This is a genomic window from Hyphomonas sp., assembly GCF_965284475.1.
Lineage (GTDB): Bacteria > Pseudomonadota > Alphaproteobacteria > Caulobacterales > Hyphomonadaceae > Hyphomonas.
This window is the reverse complement of record NZ_OZ260087.1, coordinates 2,492,448-2,507,007: the sequence shown is the minus strand read 5'-3', so window position 1 is coordinate 2,507,007 and position 14,560 is coordinate 2,492,448. Positions and strand designations below refer to the sequence as shown.

16 protein-coding genes are annotated in these 14,560 nt (G+C 61.5%); all 16 read left to right on the top strand.

What is annotated here, in order from left to right; all coding sequences use genetic code 11:
- Nucleotides 1-69: 69 nt before the first annotated feature.
- The 16 genes from trbB to ACQ66M_RS12360 all read left to right on the top strand — a co-directional run bounded on the left by trbB (nucleotide 70) and on the right by ACQ66M_RS12360 (nucleotide 14,450).
- The gene (gene trbB / locus ACQ66M_RS12435) at nucleotides 70-1,065 is read left to right on the top strand and encodes a P-type conjugative transfer ATPase TrbB (protein WP_430404157.1); all 996 of its coding nucleotides are present in this window, start codon (nucleotides 70-72) and stop codon (nucleotides 1,063-1,065) included.
- Nucleotides 1,062-1,397 carry a TrbC/VirB2 family protein gene (locus ACQ66M_RS12430; protein WP_430404155.1) on the top strand — a complete coding sequence of 112 codons (336 nt, stop codon included), beginning with the start codon at nucleotides 1,062-1,064 and terminating at the stop codon, nucleotides 1,395-1,397. The genes trbB and ACQ66M_RS12430 overlap by 4 nt, the downstream gene beginning before the upstream one ends.
- On the top strand, nucleotides 1,397-1,651 hold the full coding sequence (locus tag ACQ66M_RS12425; RefSeq protein ID WP_430404153.1) for a VirB3 family type IV secretion system protein: 255 nt from the start codon (nucleotides 1,397-1,399) through the stop codon (nucleotides 1,649-1,651). The genes ACQ66M_RS12430 and ACQ66M_RS12425 overlap by 1 nt, the downstream gene beginning before the upstream one ends.
- Nucleotides 1,645-4,110: a conjugal transfer protein TrbE gene (gene trbE, locus ACQ66M_RS12420; RefSeq protein ID WP_430404151.1), complete on the top strand. Its 2,466-nt coding sequence runs from the start codon at nucleotides 1,645-1,647 to the stop codon at nucleotides 4,108-4,110. The genes ACQ66M_RS12425 and trbE overlap by 7 nt, the downstream gene beginning before the upstream one ends.
- Nucleotides 4,111-4,119: 9 nt before the next feature.
- Complete coding sequence (trbJ, locus tag ACQ66M_RS12415) at nucleotides 4,120-4,818, top strand: P-type conjugative transfer protein TrbJ (RefSeq protein ID WP_430404149.1); 699 nt, start codon at nucleotides 4,120-4,122, stop codon at nucleotides 4,816-4,818.
- Nucleotides 4,819-4,825: 7 nt separating this feature from the next.
- A complete protein-coding gene (gene trbL / locus ACQ66M_RS12410; RefSeq protein ID WP_430404147.1) occupies nucleotides 4,826-6,136 on the top strand; it encodes a P-type conjugative transfer protein TrbL in 1,311 nt (436 codons plus the stop codon).
- 3 nt (nucleotides 6,137-6,139) lie between these two features.
- Entirely contained in the window at nucleotides 6,140-6,832 is a 693-nt protein-coding gene (gene trbF, locus ACQ66M_RS12405) for a conjugal transfer protein TrbF (protein WP_430404145.1), read from the top strand.
- Between the two features lie 5 nt (nucleotides 6,833-6,837).
- The gene (trbG, locus tag ACQ66M_RS12400; protein ID WP_430404143.1) at nucleotides 6,838-7,833 is read left to right on the top strand and encodes a P-type conjugative transfer protein TrbG; all 996 of its coding nucleotides are present in this window, start codon (nucleotides 6,838-6,840) and stop codon (nucleotides 7,831-7,833) included.
- Nucleotides 7,834-7,837: 4 nt separating this feature from the next.
- Entirely contained in the window at nucleotides 7,838-9,097 is a 1,260-nt protein-coding gene (locus ACQ66M_RS12395; protein WP_430404141.1) for a TrbI/VirB10 family protein, read from the top strand.
- 13 nt (nucleotides 9,098-9,110) lie between these two features.
- A complete protein-coding gene (locus ACQ66M_RS12390; RefSeq protein ID WP_430404139.1) occupies nucleotides 9,111-9,347 on the top strand; it encodes a DUF2274 domain-containing protein in 237 nt (78 codons plus the stop codon).
- A gap of 4 nt (nucleotides 9,348-9,351) precedes the next feature.
- A complete protein-coding gene (locus tag ACQ66M_RS12385) occupies nucleotides 9,352-9,660 on the top strand; it encodes a DUF736 domain-containing protein (protein WP_430404137.1) in 309 nt (102 codons plus the stop codon).
- Between the two features lie 33 nt (nucleotides 9,661-9,693).
- Entirely contained in the window at nucleotides 9,694-9,888 is a 195-nt protein-coding gene (locus ACQ66M_RS12380) for a hypothetical protein (protein ID WP_430404135.1), read from the top strand.
- A gap of 296 nt (nucleotides 9,889-10,184) precedes the next feature.
- Nucleotides 10,185-10,937, top strand: a complete 753-nt coding sequence (locus tag ACQ66M_RS12375; RefSeq protein ID WP_430404133.1) for an SDR family oxidoreductase — start codon at nucleotides 10,185-10,187, stop codon at nucleotides 10,935-10,937.
- A 324-nt stretch (nucleotides 10,938-11,261) separates the two neighbouring features.
- Complete coding sequence (locus ACQ66M_RS12370) at nucleotides 11,262-11,615, top strand: type II toxin-antitoxin system RelE/ParE family toxin (RefSeq protein WP_430404131.1); 354 nt, start codon at nucleotides 11,262-11,264, stop codon at nucleotides 11,613-11,615.
- Nucleotides 11,612-11,908 carry a helix-turn-helix domain-containing protein gene (locus ACQ66M_RS12365; protein WP_430404129.1) on the top strand — a complete coding sequence of 99 codons (297 nt, stop codon included), beginning with the start codon at nucleotides 11,612-11,614 and terminating at the stop codon, nucleotides 11,906-11,908. Before ACQ66M_RS12370 ends, ACQ66M_RS12365 begins: the two co-directional genes overlap by 4 nt.
- A 616-nt stretch (nucleotides 11,909-12,524) precedes the next feature.
- Nucleotides 12,525-14,450: a hypothetical protein gene (locus ACQ66M_RS12360; protein ID WP_430404127.1), complete on the top strand. Its 1,926-nt coding sequence runs from the start codon at nucleotides 12,525-12,527 to the stop codon at nucleotides 14,448-14,450.
- The last annotated feature ends 110 nt before the right edge of the window (nucleotides 14,451-14,560 follow it).

Genomic DNA, 14,560 nt, shown 5'->3' with positions numbered 1-14,560 from the left:
GCGCTCCAACTCGTCTGCTGCCACCTGATCTGAGAGGTTTGACCTGACCAGACAGGAAGGCCCTGCCCCATGGCAATCGCGGGACACGCTCAGGAAACAGACAGCCGCCGGACCGCCATGCTGCGCACGGCCTTCTGCCTGGTCGTTCGTGAGGCGCTTGATGCGCCTGACACGATCGAGATCATGGCCAATCCCGACGGCTCGGTCTGGATCGAACAGGCCGGCGTCGGCATTGTGGTGTCAGAACACACGCTCGAGGCGTCCGACCGAGAGCGTGTCATCCGCCTCGTCGCCTCCGGGGTGGGAGAAGCGGCAAGCCGCGCCTCCCCGATCGTCTCTGCCGAACTGCCTGGCAGTGGCGAGCGGTTTGAAGGGCTTCTCCCACCTGTTTCGACCGCGCCGTGTTTCTCAATTCGCAAGCCGGCGACCACGCCTTTCGATCTTGGCGATTATGTTGACCAGGGCGCGCTGTCCCCTGCCCTCTGCGCAGCGCTCAGGGACTCCGTCGCATCACGCGCCAACATCCTGGTCGCGGGCGGGACATCATCCGGCAAGACGACTTTCACCAATGCGCTGCTCGCCGAGCCGGCCTTCCAGGAGGACCGCATTGTCATCCTCGAAGACACGCGCGAGCTCAGATGCGCTGCGCCCAATCGTGTCCAGCTCAGAACCCATCGCGGCAGCGTCAGCCTGCAGCACCTGGTGCGCTCAACCCTTCGTTTGCGTCCCGACCGGATCATTGTCGGCGAAGTGCGCGGGGCCGAAGCGCTCGATCTCCTCAAGGCCTGGAATACCGGCCATCCGGGCGGCATCACGACACTGCATGCCAATTCAGCCTATGGCGCGTTGCGGCGGCTGGAACAACTGACGCTTGAAGCGACGAGCCGCGCGCCGTGCGACCTGATTGCTGAGGCGATTGATGTCGTCGTGTTCATGAGCCGCACGGGCGGCCAGCGCCGGATCGAGGAGGCGCTGCGCGTCACCGGATTTCACGGCGACGGCTACCAGACCGAGCCGCTCATCTCCCACTCCCTTTCCCTCGTCACACAAGGAGACAAGACATGACGCTCTACAATCATATCAGGGTGGTGAACCGGACGGTCCAGGTCGCGGCCTGCGTCGCCACTACCCTCGCGCTTGCTACGCCTGCCCATGCGGCCGGATCCGGCATGCCCTGGGAGGGCCCGCTCGACCAGATCCTGGCATCGATCGAGGGGCCGGTCGCGCGCATCGTTGCGGTGATCATCATCACGCTGACCGGGCTGACACTGGCCTTTGGTGAGACCAGTGGCGGCATGCGCAAGCTGATCCAGATCGTGTTCGGCCTCTCCATCGCCTTTGCGGCGACGAGCTTCTTTCTCACCTTCTTCTCGTTTGGCGGCGGAGCGCTGATCTGATGGCTGAGGGTTTTGAAATCCCGCTGCATCGCGCGCTGACCGAGCCGATCCTGATGGCAGGTGCGCCACGAACGGCCGCCATCGCCATTGGTACGCTCGGCGCCGCTGTCGGCCTTGGCCTCCAGCTCTGGATACCGGGACTCGTCCTCTGGGTCGCAGGCCATTCCGCGGCCGTGTTCATGGCGCGGTCCGATCCGGATTTCATGAGCGTGGCGAGCCGCTCGACACGGCACAAGGCGCACCTGTCATGCTGAACCTCACGGAATATTCAGAAACGCGGGCCCTGCTGGCAGATTACCTCCCCTGGGCCTGCCTCGTTGCGCCGGGTGTCGTCCTCAACAAGGATGGCAGCTTCCAGACAGTGTTCAGGTATCGCGGCCCGGATCTCGAAAGCTCCACGGACGAAGAGCTTGTTGCGATCCATGCCCGCGTCAACAATGTGCTGCGCCGGTTCGGCTCGGGCTGGGCGCTCTTCTTCGAAGCCCAGCGCGGGCCCGTGCATGATTATCCGATTTCCGACTTCCCGGACGCGGCGTCCTGGCTCGTCGATCAGGAACGCGGACTGCAGGCCGACGAAGCCGGCAGCCGGTTTGAGAGCCATTATTACCTGACCCTGCTCTGGCTGCCGCCTGCAGACGTCACGGGCCGCGCCGAACAGGCCCTGATCACCCGCGCCGAGAGCGAAGAGGCTGCGACCTGGCGCCACCGGCTGGAGACGTTCCAGCAACAGTCGGACAGGGTCCTGGGCCTGCTCGAAACATGCCTTGCAGGGGTTTATCCGCTCAATGATGACGAGACGCTGACCTATCTCCATTCGACCGTCTCGACCCGGCGCCATCCGGTCGTGACGCCGGAGCTGCCGGTCTTCCTTGATGCGATCCTCGCCGATGAGCCACTTGCCGGCGGCCTCGAGCCGATGATCGGCGAGGCGCATTTGCGCACGCTGACCATACTCGGCTTTCCGGCCTCGACGCTGCCAGGCATGCTCGATGAGCTGAACCGGCAGGGCTTTGCCTATCGCTGGGTGACGCGGTTCATCGCGATGGACAAGGCAGACGCCGAGAAGGTCCTCGCCAGGAAGCGCCGCCACTGGTTTGCCAGGCGCAAGTCGATCGGCGCGGTGCTGCGTGAGACACTGTTCAATGAGCAGGCGGCGCTCCTCGACACGGATGCTGACAACAAGGCGGCCGATGCTGACGCCGCGCTCCAGGAACTCGGCAGCGATCTCGTCTCCTACGGCTATGTCACAACGACCATCACCGTCGCTGACACGGACCGACGCGCCGTCGACGAGCATATCCGTGTTGCCGAGCGTATCGTGAACGGACGCGGCTTCACCGCGATCCGCGAGACGCTGAACGCGGTCGAGGCCTGGCTCGGTTCCCTGCCGGGGCATGCTTATGCCAATGTCCGCCAGCCCATCCTGCATACGCTCAACCTCGCCCATATGGTGCCGCTGTCGGCCGTCTGGGCCGGTGAGGCCGAGAACCGTCACCTCCAGGTCCCTGCCCTCATCCAGGCCCAGACCGACGGCACGACGCCGTTCCGTCTGAACCTGCATGTCGGCGATGTCGGCCATACGCTGGTGGTCGGCCCGACAGGCTCGGGCAAATCGGTCCTCCTCTCCCTCCTGGCGCTGCAATGGAAGCGCTATGCCGGCGCCCAGGTCTTCATCTTCGACAAGGGCCGCTCGGCCCGCGCGGCGACGCTCGCCATGGGCGGCGCGCATATGGATCTTGGCGGTTCAGGCGCGCCGGGCCTCCAGCCCCTGCGCGACGTGGACACAGACAGGGGCGCAAACTTCGCGGCCGACTGGCTTGCAGGCCTTTGCGTGAATGAAGGCGTCGCCATGACGCCAGACCTGAAATCCAGTCTCTGGGAAGGGGTCCGGTCGCTTGCCAGCGCGCCGGAGGCTGAACGCACCCTGACCGGCCTGACCCTGATGCTGCAGGACGAGACCCTGAGATCCGCCCTGCATCCGTACACGCTGGACGGCCCGCATGGCCGCCTGCTGGATGCTGACCATGAGAGGCTCAGCCTCACCGACACGGTCTGTTTTGAAATGGAAGAGCTTATGCACCGGCAAGGCGCTGTCGCGCCTGTGATCACCTGCCTGTTCCACCGGCTCGAGGCGCGGTTCGATGGACGGCCGACACTGCTCATCCTTGATGAAGCCTGGCTGTTCCTCGATGATGCCCTGTTCGCTGCGCGTATCCGCGAATGGCTCAAAACCCTTCGCAAAAGACAAGTCGCCGTCGTGTTCGCGACGCAAAGCCTCGCCGACATCGCAAATTCTTCAATTGCCCCGGCGCTCGTGGAATCCTGCCCGACCCGCATCTTCCTGCCGAATGAGCGTGCGCAGGAGCCCCAGAGCCGCGAGACCTATGAACGGTTCGGGCTTAACAGCCGCCAGGTCGAGCTGATTGCCCGGGCAACACCGAAGCGTGACTATTACTACCAGTCACCGCTTGGATGCCGCGTGTTCGAACTCGGCCTCGGCCCGATCGCGCTCGCTTTGTGCGGCGCAGGTTCCCCGGAAGACCAGACAATTCTGGACCGCGTATGGGCCGAGACGGAGGGCGATGGCTTTGCCGAATGCTGGCTCCACGAGAAGGGCCTCGCCTGGGCCGCCGACCTGCTCGCCCACTGGCCGGGACAGGATCCAGGCGCTCCGGACAAGCTCATCCCCTCCCACGCCCTGGCTGCAGAATAGGAGCCCCCTATGAAACGCCTGCTCGCCTCAGTCATTCTCTGCGCCGTGCCGGTCTCCGCGATCCTTTCGCCACCGGCGAGCGCTCAGCTTGCTGTCCATGACCCGGCCAATCACGTCCAGAATGTCTACCAGGCTGTGCGCGCCCTGCAGCAGGTCGACCAGCAGGTCCAGCAGCTGACCCATGAGATCGAAATGCTGGAGAACATGGCGCGGGATCTGGAAAACCTGCCCGACTCGATCGCAGGCGACATCCTCCGGCGCATGCAGCGCATCGAGGCGCTGATGCGCGATGCTGAAGGCATTGGCTACAGGGTCGAGGAGATCGAACGCGCCTACGAGGAAGCCTTTCCGGAAGACTATGGCGACACGCCGCCTGCACATGGCGTCCTCGTCGATGAGGCCCGTGCCCGCTGGCAACAGTCACGCATCGCATATCGCGAGAGCCTCGCCGTCACGGCGCAGGTCGTCTCATCGGCGGGCGAGGATTCTGACAGTCTGGGCCGCCTGATCGCGGGCAGCCAGGCCGCTGCCGGCAATCTCCAGGTCCTGCAGGCCGGCAACCAGATCCATGCGCTGCAGGCAGAACAGCTCATGCAGATGGAAAGCATGATGGCGGCGCATTACCGCGCCGAGGCGCTGGAACGCGCGCGCCAGCTCACCGAGGCGGCACGCGGCCGGGCCCGCACACAATCCTTCCTGGAGAACTGAAATCCCCATGGACGTGATCGATACATTCCTTGCGACTTTCATCACCTATATCGACAGCGGGTTCGGCCTGCTGGCGGGGGATGTCGCCTATCTCTCGACCACGCTCATCGCCATCGACATTACATTGGCGGGCCTGTTCTGGGCCCTGTCCCAGAACACGGACGTGATCGCCGGGCTCCTGAAGAAAGTGCTCTATGTCGGCTTCTTCGCCTACGTGATCGGCAACTTCTCGCTCCTGGCCAGTATCGTGTTCGACAGCTTTGCCGCGCTTGGCGTGAGAGCAGGCGGCAGTGCGATGACGGCAGGCGATCTCCTGCGTCCGGGCTTCATTGCCGGCGTCGGCCTCGAGGCGGGCGAGCCGCTGCTTGAGGAGATGTCGGACATGCTGGGGCCGGTCAGCTTCTTCCACAATTTCATCATGATCGCGGTCATGTTCATCGCCTGGGCGGTGATCATGGTGTCCTTCTTCGTGCTCGCCGTGCAGCTTTTCATCACCATCCTGGAGTTCAAGCTGACAACGCTGGCCGGGTTCGTTCTCGTGCCCTTCGCGCTCTGGAACAAGACCACGTTCCTGGCTGAACGCGTGCTGGGCAATGTCATCAGTTCGGGCATCAAGCTCATGGTTCTGGCCGTCATTATCGGCATCGGCTCGACCCTGTTCGGCTCGGTGACGGATGCGTTCCGGACCGGCGAGGATGTGACGCTCGCGCAGGTCATGGGCACGGTGCTCGCCAGCATTGTCTTCTTCTGGATGGGCATCTTTGCGCCCGGCATAGCCACGGGCCTGATTTCCGGGGCGCCGCAGCTTGGTGCAGGCTCTGCGGTCGGCGCGGTCGCCGGTGTGGCCGCTGGGACCTTTGCTGCGGGGCTCGGCGCACGGGCGGCCCTCGGCGCTGTCGCGAGCGGCGCATCGTCCGCCGTCAAAGCCGGCGCCTCCATGGCCGGTGCGGCGCGCACGTCATACACGCTTGGCTCGGTTGCATCAGGCGCGAGTGGTGCAGGCGCGGTGGCCGCTGGCATGGCCGGCATGGCCCGCGCGGGCGGTGACGCCGTTCGCCGCGCAGCCAGCCGGCCGGCCAGGTCCCTGAGCGAAGCTTACCAGCGCGGCAGCCAGGGCGCCTGGCGCGCCACGGGCGGCACATCGACAGGCGACGCCGCTCCCTCTTCACAGTCATCCCAGCAAAGTCCCGGCTGGGCGCGGCGTATGCAGATGCAGCAGCGCGTGACGCATGCAGGACAGATGGCCGCTCACAGCCTGCGCGAAGGCGATCGCGGCGCGTCCGGCGCGTCTCCCACCCTGAATGACAAGGACGATTAAGCCATGGCCTTCAAGCGATCTTCCACGACATATGGCCAGAGCCCGTTTCCGGAGACGCCTTACCACAAGGCCGGTCAGGTCTGGGACGAGCGGATCGGATCGGCCCGGGTCCAGGCGAAGAACTGGCGGCTGATGGCGCTTGGATGCCTGGCACTGAGCTTCATGAGTTCCGGCGCCATGGTATGGCGGAGCATGCAGTCCACGGTCACGCCCTATGTGGTGGAGGTCGATGAGACGGGCGCAGCCCGCGCCGTCGCCCCGGCAACCGAGCGCTATGTGGCGAGCGATGCCCAGATCGCGCACCATCTTGCCAACTTCATTGCCCATGTCAGGGGGCTTTCGGTCGATCCGGTCGTCGTGCGCGAGAACTGGCTGCGCGCCTATGATTTCGTCACCTCCCAGGCCGCGACCACGCTCAACCAGTATGCCCAGGAGAATGATCCCTTCGCTCAAGTCGGCCGGCTGTCCCGCACGGTTGATGTCATCAGTGTCGTGCGGGTTTCCGAGGACAGTTTCCAGGCCCGCTGGATCGAGAAGACCTATGAGAATGGCGCCCTCGTGAAGGCCGAGCGGTTCACCGGCCTGTTCTCGATCATCACCCAGAACCCGACCGATGCGGCAACGCTCCGCGCCAATCCCCTTGGTCTTTACGTCCACAGCCTCAACTGGGGCCAGGACCTCGTTACAGGAGAATGATCCCGATGAAACGTTTTCTGATATCTGCGTCTGCCCTTGTCCTGCTGCCTGCCTGCGCGACAACAGAACTCGAACCGATCGATGCCGGGGCTTTCATCGCCGCCATGCCGGCTGAGGATGAAGCAGACCTGCCGGCCCTGATCGTCGAAACGGCTGTGCCCCTGCCACTGCCGGGCCAGATGATGCCGCTGGGCGAGGCCGTGCCTCGCCCAGGCACGAAGGCCGACGACACATCACCGACCGAAACAATCGCCGCGGGCCGGACAAGCGCGCTGATCGAGCCATCGGTCGACGGATATGTGAACGCGATCCAGGTCTATCCCTATACCGAGGGCGCGCTCTACAGGCTCTATGCGAGCCCCGGCCAGGTCAGCGACATTGCGCTGCAGCCGGGCGAGGACCTGGTCTCTGTCTCGGCCGGCGACACGGTGCGCTGGGTGGTTGGCGATACCGTCTCCGGATCAGGTCCCACAGCCCGCGCGCACGTGCTTGTCAAACCGATCAGCGCCGGCATACGCACGAACCTCATGCTGGCCACTGACCGGCGGACCTATCATCTCGAACTGGAAAGCCAGGAGGATGGCTATATGGCCGCGCTCTCTTGGCGCTATCCGGGCGACGAGCTGGCCAGCCTGACCGCCCGCAATGACCGCGCGATCGCCAGAGAGGCCAGTTCCATAGAACGCGGCCTGGTCCTGGATGGTCTCAACTTCGACTATCACCTGACCGGCGACAGTCCGGACTGGAAACCTGTGCGCGTGTTCGATGACGGGCGCCAGGTATTCATCCAGATGCCGGACAACATCTCTACGACGGACATGCCGCCTCTGTTCGTGCTGGGCTCGGCAAGCGAGGCTGAACTCGTGAACTACCGGGTGCGCGGCAGGTATTACATCGTCGACCGCCTGTTCCGCGCTGCTGAACTTCGGCTCGGCACAAGGCACCAGACCGTGGTCCGCATCAGCCGCAACGAGGCCCGCGCGCCACTGTTCGGGGGTTGAGGTGATGACCGAGCCCGCGCCCTTTGAGACCCAGGCCGAGGCGCTGAAGATCCGCTCGCGCCCGAGGCCCGTCACCCGTATCAATCGCAAAGTGCTGATGGTCGGCGCAGGCCTTGGCGTATTTGGCCTGTTTGCGGCAATGAGCCTTGCGCTCAGACCGCCTGAGGCCGCCACCCCAGGAGACAGGCGCGAACGCTACAACACAACAAATACACGCAAGCCTGAAGGCCTCTCTGCGCTCCCTGCAGGCTATGGCGAGATCGCCCCTGTTGAGGATCGTATCAGGCGGCTTGGTCCGCCCCTGGCGGGCGATCTCGGCGCGACCATGCTCCAGGCTGAACGCGATCTCGGTATCGAACCGGAATATGTCGACCGGTTCGAAAGTGACTTCCGCCCGAACCCGGCCGACGAGGCCGAACGGGCCCGGCGCATGCGCGACGCCGCGCTTGCCGATGAGGCGACGAAAGCGCCGGTCTTCTTCCGCCTGCAATCTCAAACAGGCGCAACAGGTGCCAGCCAGGGCACATCCTCGCCGCGCGATCCTGCGCTTGATATTGGCTCAGAGCTCCTGGCCCTCGCTGCCCTGCCCCAGAGCACACCGTCCGCATTCGGCGAGGCAGCTGACAGCAATCTCCAGGACCGCAAGCGCGCCTTTGCGAGCGAGGCGGCAGGCAGCGACATCTACAATCCTCACCGTGTCGAAGATCCTCTGTCGCCCTGGCAGGTCATGGCCGGCACGCTGATCCCGGCTTCGCTCGTCACCGGCATCAACTCTGACCTGCCCGGTACGGTAATCGCCCAGGTCACCCAGCCGGTCCATGACACGGTCACCGGGCAACACATGCTCATCCCGCAGGGCGCGCGACTGATCGGCCGCTACCAGTCGGAGGTATCGTTCGGCCAGGACCGTGCGCTGGTCACCTGGGACCGGATCATCTTCCCGGATGGCGCATCCATCCAGATCTCCGCGCCCGGCGCGGATGCGCAGGGCCAGGCGGGTCTCTCAGATCGCACGGACCATCACTGGGACCGTGTATTCGTGGCGGCTGGCCTCGCCACGATCCTCGGCGTCGGCGCCGAACTTGGGCCGACAGGCGACGGGGATATCGAGCGTGCGATCCGCCGCGGTACGACCGACACGGTCAACCAGGCTGGCCAGCGCGCTGTCGAACGCAACCTCGGCATCCAGCCCACGATCCGGGTCCGCCCCGGCTGGCCGGTTCGCGTGGTCGTTACGCGCGACCTGATCCTCAGACCGCTTTGAACAGGAGCAATTCATGTCCCTTCGTCTCGACAGGCTTCCGGACCGCACGCCCGTGCGCATGACCATCTCGGTCGATCCGGATCTCGCCACAGCGCTCACCGATTACGCGAAAATCTACCGCCAGACCTATGGCGCGGAAGAAAAGCCCGAAACGCTGATCCCCGCCATGCTTGAAATGTTCCTCGGATCAGATCCCGGGTTCAGACGGGCGCGCCGCGCCCTCCACACGAATGCCAGCAAAGGAGACTAGACCCATGGCACAGATCGGCACGTTCACTGCAAAGGATGGCACCTATACCGGCACCATCCGCACCATGACCATCAATGTCAAAGCCAGGCTCGTCCCCAACAGGGACAAGGGCAGCGACGGGGCGCCGGATTTCCGGCTCTATGCCGGCGGCGCCGAGCTTGGCGCGGCATGGCGCCAGGAAAGCAAGCAAGGCGAGACCCCCTATCTCGCCGTCAGGCTGGACGATCCGTGTTTTGCGGCACCTGTGCGCGCGGCCTTCTTCGAGAACGAGAAGGATGGCACCGGAATCATGGTGTGGAACCGGGCCAGGTAGGCACGCGGACTGTCAGGCGGCCAGGACGATCGCATGGACATCTCAGATGAAGACTGTGAAACTGCCCGCATCATCGCCGCCGAAGTCGTTCGGATGATGGGCGAACGATACTGGCCGCTGTTTGAACTTGTTGATGCTGAATGCACAAGGCGTCGCCAGCGCCGCGAGCGCCTGCGCGACTGCCTCAGTGAAGCCGGCGTGCCGCGCAGGCGCTCGCGGCGGGTTTAGCAGTCATGAAGGCCAAAGCGTGCCTCAGGCCTGATCCCCGGCAGCAGGTTCTTGCCCGAAACGGCTCGCACACGGACAGTCGAATTCCGGTCACCTCCGACAGGAATTCGCCGGAAACAGTCAATCGATGGCTCTGCGGCGAAAGGCCCGTTCGTGCCCCATTTTGATTATTGCTGCAGCAGCAAAAAGGGACTGACTTCCTCCGCCAACAAAACAACAAACTGCGCAAGAATCGGGTGGGTTGAGCAGCTCGATATCGTCAGACACCTCCTGATCCTCAATCAATGGAGATGGGAATGCTTCTCAACGGAAAGACAATCATCATAACCGGCGCAAGCAGCGGTATCGGAGCCGCAGCCGCTAGGATTTTTGCGGCCGAAGGCGCGAAAGTGGTTCTTGGAGCCCGCCGCGTCGAACGACTTGAGCAAATCACAAAGGATATTTCTGCAAACAGTGGCGAGGCGGTTTTCCTGGCAGGGGACGTCGAAGACAGCGCCTATGCCGCAGACCTGGTGAAGCTTGCAGAGTCGCGCTTCGGGGGGCTCGACGGCGCTTTCAACAATGCTGGTGTGACGGGTGATATGGGACCAATCCCCGACATGGTAGAAAGCAACTGGCACAAAGTGATAGCGGTTAATCTCAACAGCGGCTTCTACGCGGCAAAGCATCAAATTCCGGCTATGCGCAAACGCGGTGGCGGTTCCATCGTCTTCACCTCCTCATTCGTCGGACACACGATTGGTTTGCCCGGCATGGGGGCCTACGCCGCTGCAAAGGCTGGCCTCATCGGCATTACCCAGGTGCTTGCGGCGGAACACGGTCCTGAAAACATTCGCGTCAATGCACTCCTGCCAGGAGGCACCATGACGCCAATGGCCGGGGATGATGCCGATTTTCATGAGGTCGTGCGCGGGTTTCACGCGCTGAAGCGCATGGCGGAGCCGTCCGAAATCGCTAACGCCGCGCTCTTCTTGCTTTCTGATCACGCATCCTTCGTAACCGGAAGCGCCATGATCGCGGATGGCGGAAACTCGATAAGCAAACTGTAAGAAATTGCCGGTGTTCGTCATTCCCCCATCGCGACCGGTCGCCTGGCTTTTACCGACCGGCGGAAACAGACCAACAACGCCCAGAAGACTTGACCATCCGGCTGGCAACTCGCCCAGGATGGTCATCGGACACCCAGAACCGGACGGCTGCTATCGGAGCGAAGCTGAACAGTCGCTGACAAGACTCGCTGGAGGTAGAGCAATCCAGCCTTACGGGCGGCATCTGTCAGCGCAGGCGGCCTGACTCGAATCAATAGAGAATAAATCAAACACCTTGACGATGTACCTCAAAAGGTACATATGTCGTGAGAAGGACAAAGCTGGTTGGCAGACACAGATAAGACTATCGAGGTTGTGTTCTTTCAAACCGCATCAGGCAATGAGCCTGTGCGCGACTGGCTGAAGGACGGTGTCAGTGAAGATGAGCGCAAGATCATCGGAGCCGATATCAAGACAGTTGAATATGCCTGGCCGACAGGCATGCCAATCAGCCGACCCATGGGAGGCGGCCTGCACGAGGTTCGCTCAAGCCTTCCCGGAAACCGCATCGCGCGGGTTCTGTTCTGCGTGGAGGATGGACGCATGATCCTTCTTCACGGCTTTATCAAGAAGACAAGGGCGACGCCGAAGGCAGACCTGGACCTCGCAAAGGATAGAAAGAAGGAGATCGGACAATGAGCAAGGCAAAGTCCAAAGCCGGGATCGGCTCCGGTTTCGACGACTTCCTCAAAGAAAAGGAAATCTATGAGGACGTCCAGGAAGTGGCGCTCCTTCGCGTGTTTGCCTGGCAGATCAAAGAAGCCATGAAAGCCAGCGCCATTACCAAGGTCGAAATGGCCAGGCGCATGAACACAAGCCGAAGCCAGCTGGATCGGCTTCTTGATCCGAAAGACGATCACGTGGAGCTCGCAACGCTTGCAAAGGCGGCTGAAGCTGTTGGCAGGAAGCTCAGCTTACAGCTCGTTGCCTGATCGCTGTGATATGGCATTGCTGCCGAGGTCGATGAACCTGGCGCCTCGATGTGCCCCTGGGAATGTAGACTCCCTGCAATTTCATTGTGCGGCCATTGCGGACCCGGCGGCTGTGGTCATCGCGGAGACCAATCGCCCGGAAAACGCGAATCCTGATTACGCGAGGACGTTCGTGGACTCCAGAATTTCTCCTGACCTGCCGCTCAAACCGCGCCAGACGACCGGCAATTCAGGGCAAGCTTCACCAGTTCGCCACTGGCATGCTGAACCATAGAGCTGATCCAAACCGGCCGTTCAACGCATCTCAGAAGTCAGACGCGATCTCGCCAAAAAAGGACATTCGTCGGCAGTATCATTTAGTTGTTCGACGCCGTCTGCGACCACGAAAATAGAACATATATCATGACAACGAGTTGCATGATCTCGGGTCACGTCTTGAAGTACAGAAATGGCGATCTTTCTCATTTTTAGAGACTAATCGCCAGGATTGATCACCTCAGGGTTGTTCGCGCTGACAATGCCGCTGCAACGGATCAGCGTAAAAGCGCTCCACATCTGACGTTGACTTTCTGTTTCAGAGCGACATGTCATCGGAAAAGAAAATCCGGGGGTCGCAATGTCAGTTACGGTAAAAGGTCTGTATTCAAAACTCTCCTGCCTCCTAATCGGGGCGGGATTGAGCGTTTCCGGCCTTGCGCCTGTTCAGGCCCAGAGCCCTCAGCCGCCATATCCGGATGCGAAGTGGAATCAGGAAGGCTGCGCCAGCATTTCATTTAAACAACTGAATCTGCAAACCACGGTTTCCAATATCGCCGACAATCTGGCGTCCGGACGTATTCCCGCAGACCTGAAAGACGAGGCAAACGCCTTGCTTGAGCAAAACAAATCCGAGCTGGAAAAACAGAACAAAACGTTCAACAGCGGCTGCAAGGGCATTTATGAAACATCTCATGTCCGCTCGGCTTGCCAGTCACTCGAAAAAGAGCTCCGCGCCTATTTCTTCGAGTACTATTACAATGACAGTTTTGACGTCAGCATCGTCCCTTTCTGCGCGACGCTGGATGGCAAAGAGATAGACGGGATCAAACTGGTCGATGACCCTGTCGGCATGAGGCAATCCATCGCCTGGAACTTCTGGGGTGTTATCAACGACAAGAACATCAGCTTCTACGCAACGCCCTGGACTACACAACGCGGCGCAGAAACCCGCAAAGCCCGCGCAGAAGATCATTGCGATATGGGTTTGATTGCCAATTTCAGCGACGCCTTTGGCTGCATCGACAAAAAAGAGTCCGAACATCTCGCCGATATAGCGGACAGCATGAACCCGGACATGTTCGCGATTGCGCAACCCGGTATTGATGGAGAGGCAATCAACGATACACGCGGCGCTGCTGCGCTATCTGTCGAGATGGTCCGCCAACCTCGTGACACGGTTTCAGAAAGCGAGCTTGCCAACATAATAGCGCTTTCAGACGCCACTCGCATTCCGTGGGATCTTGGCCCTTATGTGCAATATCCTACACTCAACTTTCAGGCGCGGGTCTATGACATCCTTCTGGAAGAGCCCAGGGCCATTCTGCAGACCGTGACGCAGACAGAGGACGGCCAGTTACAGCGCGCCGACATCTCCCGCGCGGCAGCCGGATCCTATGATTTCGGCAAAACATACTTCACCAGCTGGAACACATGGAGAGTTCACAGTCGTTTCCACCTCTCCCCCGAAGACTGGACGTCTGTCCGCGCGGGAAACTTTGGCGCCCTTGTTGTCACCCTGTCGGTCATCGGTGAAGACGGCACGCCTGCGGCCCATGAACCCTCATTTCTACTCACCGATTTCGAAACAACGCTTCAGGACTTTGCCGCGTCCCAGATCAAGGTCCGTGACCGGATGACTGAAGTCGCCAGTGAAAAGGATCAGGAGCGGGACGAGCTGAACCAGAAGCGGGAACAGGCCATCGCAAATGCCGAAATCCGCGAAGAACAGAAAAAGCAGGAACGCATTGTTCTGGTCGCCGAAGGCCTGAAAAAAGTTGAGCAGCTGAAACGCGACTGGCCGGTTGGCGGGAACTGCTCGCTTCCACCCATGCTGCCGGCACGCGTCTCAGACGCTGAAATCGACCGCTATAATTCGCAAAGCGCCGACTTCAACCAATGCACAGACAACTGGCACCGTCGCAATCTCGAATACAGTTCGGCTGCCGCTTCACTTCGCAATGAATACCGTCAGCTTGGTATTGGCGAGAACACGAATGAGGTCTGGCAAGCCATTGCTGCCTATCATGGCCAATGGAGAAACAAGCAGACGCAATTCAATGACATCGTTGCCCGGCAGGCGAGTGAGAGTGCAAACCGGAGCAGCCAGATCGCGTCGAATAACCGGTCATCCGGCAATCGCACCACGCGCAATGAAGATAACGGGCCGGAGCGCGATTACGCCTCTGAATTCTACTATGATCAGCAAAATCCTCCACCAACCATGTTCCCGTACATTCCACCGCCCCCACGTTCGACGCAGTATCTCTCCAGAGGCTATGACTGATCAGTGATGAGCGAAGCGCTTTCTTCGCATGCGTAAGGAGAAGAAACTGAGATTCGAACTATCAGTACCGTTTCGCGAAATCAGACATCTTCATTGATTTAGCAAATGAC

Bases quoted from the DNA above. Each gene is read 5' to 3' on its own strand.
- trbG (WP_430404143.1), top strand. From the start codon at position 6,838: ATGAAACGTTTTCTGATATCTGCGTCTGCCCTTGTCCTGCTGCCTGCC.
- ACQ66M_RS12430 (WP_430404155.1), top strand. From the start codon at position 1,062: ATGACGCTCTACAATCATATCAGGGTGGTGAACCGGACGGTCCAGGTC.
- ACQ66M_RS12375 (WP_430404133.1), top strand. From the start codon at position 10,185: ATGCTTCTCAACGGAAAGACAATCATCATAACCGGCGCAAGCAGCGGT.
- trbF (WP_430404145.1), top strand. From the start codon at position 6,140: ATGGCCTTCAAGCGATCTTCCACGACATATGGCCAGAGCCCGTTTCCG.
- ACQ66M_RS12365 (WP_430404129.1), top strand. From the start codon at position 11,612: ATGAGCAAGGCAAAGTCCAAAGCCGGGATCGGCTCCGGTTTCGACGAC.
- ACQ66M_RS12360 (WP_430404127.1), top strand. From the start codon at position 12,525: ATGTCAGTTACGGTAAAAGGTCTGTATTCAAAACTCTCCTGCCTCCTA.
- ACQ66M_RS12390 (WP_430404139.1), top strand. From the start codon at position 9,111: ATGTCCCTTCGTCTCGACAGGCTTCCGGACCGCACGCCCGTGCGCATG.
- trbL (WP_430404147.1), top strand. From the start codon at position 4,826: ATGGACGTGATCGATACATTCCTTGCGACTTTCATCACCTATATCGAC.
- ACQ66M_RS12380 (WP_430404135.1), top strand. From the start codon at position 9,694: ATGGACATCTCAGATGAAGACTGTGAAACTGCCCGCATCATCGCCGCC.
- trbB (WP_430404157.1), top strand. From the start codon at position 70: ATGGCAATCGCGGGACACGCTCAGGAAACAGACAGCCGCCGGACCGCC.
- ACQ66M_RS12395 (WP_430404141.1), top strand. From the start codon at position 7,838: ATGACCGAGCCCGCGCCCTTTGAGACCCAGGCCGAGGCGCTGAAGATC.
- trbE (WP_430404151.1), top strand. From the start codon at position 1,645: ATGCTGAACCTCACGGAATATTCAGAAACGCGGGCCCTGCTGGCAGAT.
- trbJ (WP_430404149.1), top strand. From the start codon at position 4,120: ATGAAACGCCTGCTCGCCTCAGTCATTCTCTGCGCCGTGCCGGTCTCC.
- ACQ66M_RS12385 (WP_430404137.1), top strand. From the start codon at position 9,352: ATGGCACAGATCGGCACGTTCACTGCAAAGGATGGCACCTATACCGGC.
- ACQ66M_RS12425 (WP_430404153.1), top strand. From the start codon at position 1,397: ATGGCTGAGGGTTTTGAAATCCCGCTGCATCGCGCGCTGACCGAGCCG.